This window comes from Alienimonas sp. DA493, assembly GCF_043951915.1.
GTDB lineage: Bacteria > Planctomycetota > Planctomycetia > Planctomycetales > Planctomycetaceae > Alienimonas.
The window spans coordinates 1-2,608 of record NZ_JBINJD010000284.1; the positions used below are offsets into that span (position 1 = coordinate 1).

Consider the following 2,608-nt stretch of genomic DNA (forward strand, 5'->3'; position numbering starts at 1 on the left):
ACCGGCATGACGTCCCGCACCCCGGGCACCTCGCGGATCGTGCGGGCGTAGTCCTCCGGCAGTTTGCTGCTGGTCGGGCAGAAGCGGTTCTCCTGGAAGACGATCAGAGTGCGGTCGGCGTCCCCGCCGGCGGTCAGGCGGTCCAGGCCCTCCTGCACGGAGGCCACGAAGCAGAACACGAACAGGGCCACCGCCGCCCCGCCGGCGGTGAGGAACGTCCGCGTCCCGTGGCGCCACAGGCCTTTGAAGACGTAGGGGAGGAACTTGAGCATCGGGCGGTTTTGGTTCGGCGGGCGGGGTCGGGAACGGGGGGCGACTTCAGCCGGCGACGGCGAGCGAGCGGCCGTTGCGGGCCACGTCGGCGCCGTCGTTCAGTTCGACGATCTGTCCGCCGTCCAGCCGCAGGCGGCGGCCGGCGAGGTCCGCCACGCCGGAGTCGTGGGTGACCATCAGCAGCGTCATGCCCAGTTCTTCGTTCAGCCTGACGAGCAGCGTCTGGATCTGGCCGCTGGTCGCCGAGTCCAGGCTGCCGGTCGGCTCGTCGGCGACGACGAGGGTGGGGTTCATCACGATCGCCCGGGCGATGCCGACCCGCTGCTCCTGCCCGCCGGAGAGCTGTTTGGGCAGGTGGTCCGCCCGGTCCGTCAGGCCGACCGCCTCCAGCGCCAGTTCGACCCGCTCCCGCCGCTCGGACCGCGACAGGGGGGCCAGCAGGGTGGGCAGTTCGACGTTCTCGTAGGCCGTCAGCACCGGCACGAGGTTGTGCGTCTGAAAAATGTACCCGAGGTGGGCCGCCCGCCAGTCGGCCAACTTCGTGCCGGACATGGAGGTGATCTCCGTCCCGGCGACGGTGATCGTGCCGGCGTCCGGCGGGTCGATGCCGGCGACGGCGTTCAGCAGCGTGCTCTTGCCGGTGCCGCTGGGGCCCATCATGGAGACGAAGTCGCCCTCGTGGACGTCCAGATCGACCCCGTCCAGCGGGGTGACGGTCTCGCCGCCTTTTTTGAAAGCCTTTTTCAGGCCGCGCACTTCGACCAATGCCATCGTCTCGCCTCGTCGTCGGTGGGAATGAAGTCGGGGGGGGCGGTGAGGAAAACCTGCGGCCGGTCAGCCGTCGTCCTCGCCGGTGATCTCGATGCGGTCGCCGTCTTCGAGCCCTTCGCGGCCGCCGGCGAGCAGTTTGTCGGTGGGGCGGAGGCCGTCGGTCACCTCGACGAGGTCTTCCGTGCCGGCCTCCCCGAGCGTCACGGACCGCCGGCGGGCCAGCCCGTCCGGCCCGGCGACCCAGATCGCGGCGGCCCCGCCCTCGCCCGCCACCAGCCGGCGGGGGACGAGCAGCCGCTCGCGCTTCTCCTCGCCGACGGGCTCCTCGTCGGTCGGGGGGGCGAGGAAGGTGGCCTTGACCAGCATCTCCGGCCGCACGGCCGGGGGCGGTTCGTCTAAGGCGACCTTCACTTCCAGCGTGTTCTTCTGGACGTTCGCGGAACTGGTCGCCTCCAGCACGCGTCCGGCGATCGGGTCGTCGGCCGCGGCGGTCTCCACCGTCACCGGCTGGCCGCGGACGACCCGGGGGACGTCCTCCAGCCGCACGTCGGCCCGCACCTGCAACATCTCCGGGTCGTACAGGCTCACGACCGCGGAGCCCTCCGGGTTGGACTGCGCCTCCTGCCCGGTGACGAAGGACCCCGGCGGGGCCAGCACGGCCAGCACCCGACCGTCGGCGGGGGCCTTGAGCGTCATGCGGGCCAGCCGCAGTTCCGCCGCTTCGAGGGCCACCTCCGCCTGTCGGCGGCGGGCCTCGGCCGCCCGGACGTCCGCCCCGGCGGCGGCGACCCGATTCGATTCTTCGATCCGCAGTTCCGTCTGTTCGGCCAGCGCGTCGCGGCGGCGACGGAGGGCCTCCGCCCTCTTCGGCAGGGAGGTCCGCAGACTGCGTAACTCCGCCAGAGCGGCGGCGGCCCCGTCGGCGTCGCTCTCGGCCTGCTGAATCAAGCGGGCGGAGACCGACCCCCGGGCGGCGCGACGCCCCTCGCGGTTCTGCTCGGCGAACCGCAATCGGGCTTCGGCGGCGGAGATCTGCGACGGCAGGGCGTTCAGCTCGCCCTGCACCTCCGCCAGCGCCGCGTCGGCTTCCGCCAGCGCGGCCCGGCGGGCGAGCGGGGTGTCGAACAATTGTTTCGCCGCCGTCCGCTCCGCGTCCGCCGCGGCCACGTCGGCTTCGGCCAACCGGAGGTCGGCCTCCGCCCGCCGCACGGATAGCTCCGCGTCCGTCGGCACCAGCCGGGCGACGACCTCTCCCGCCGCCACCTCCTGCCCGGCCACGACCCGCAGCTCTTCGACGACTCCTGTGGCCAGCGCGGAGACGTACGTCGGCGTCGGCCGAGGTTCGACCCAGCCCGCCGCCTGGAACAGCGGCGTGCCGGCCCGGCGGACCTCCGCCTGCCGCACCACCACCGGGACGACCGTCACCGGCTTCGCCGCCCGCCACAGGTCGCGGGCGGCCCAGCCGGTCATGGCGAGGAACCCGCCCAGCACGACCGCCGGCAGGACCACGCGGGCCAGCAGGCGGCCGCGGCTCTGCCGCCGCTTCGGCTTCGCCGGGGCGGCG

2 protein-coding genes and 1 pseudogene are annotated in these 2,608 nt (G+C 73.3%); all 3 read right to left on the reverse strand.

The features are described 5' to 3' along the window. Positions 1 to 272 (reverse strand): annotated as a pseudogene (locus ACG2DA_RS22345) (ABC transporter permease); the annotation flags it as partial. A gap of 46 nt (positions 273 to 318) precedes the next feature. Beyond that, positions 319 to 1,044 carry an ABC transporter ATP-binding protein gene (locus tag ACG2DA_RS22350; RefSeq protein ID WP_395258850.1) on the reverse strand — a complete coding sequence of 242 codons (726 nt, stop codon included), beginning with the start codon at positions 1,042 to 1,044 and terminating at the stop codon, positions 319 to 321. A 63-nt stretch (positions 1,045 to 1,107) separates the two neighbouring features. Then, on the reverse strand, positions 1,108 to 2,608 hold a 1,501-nt coding region (locus tag ACG2DA_RS22355), incomplete at its 5' end, for an efflux RND transporter periplasmic adaptor subunit (protein ID WP_395258852.1).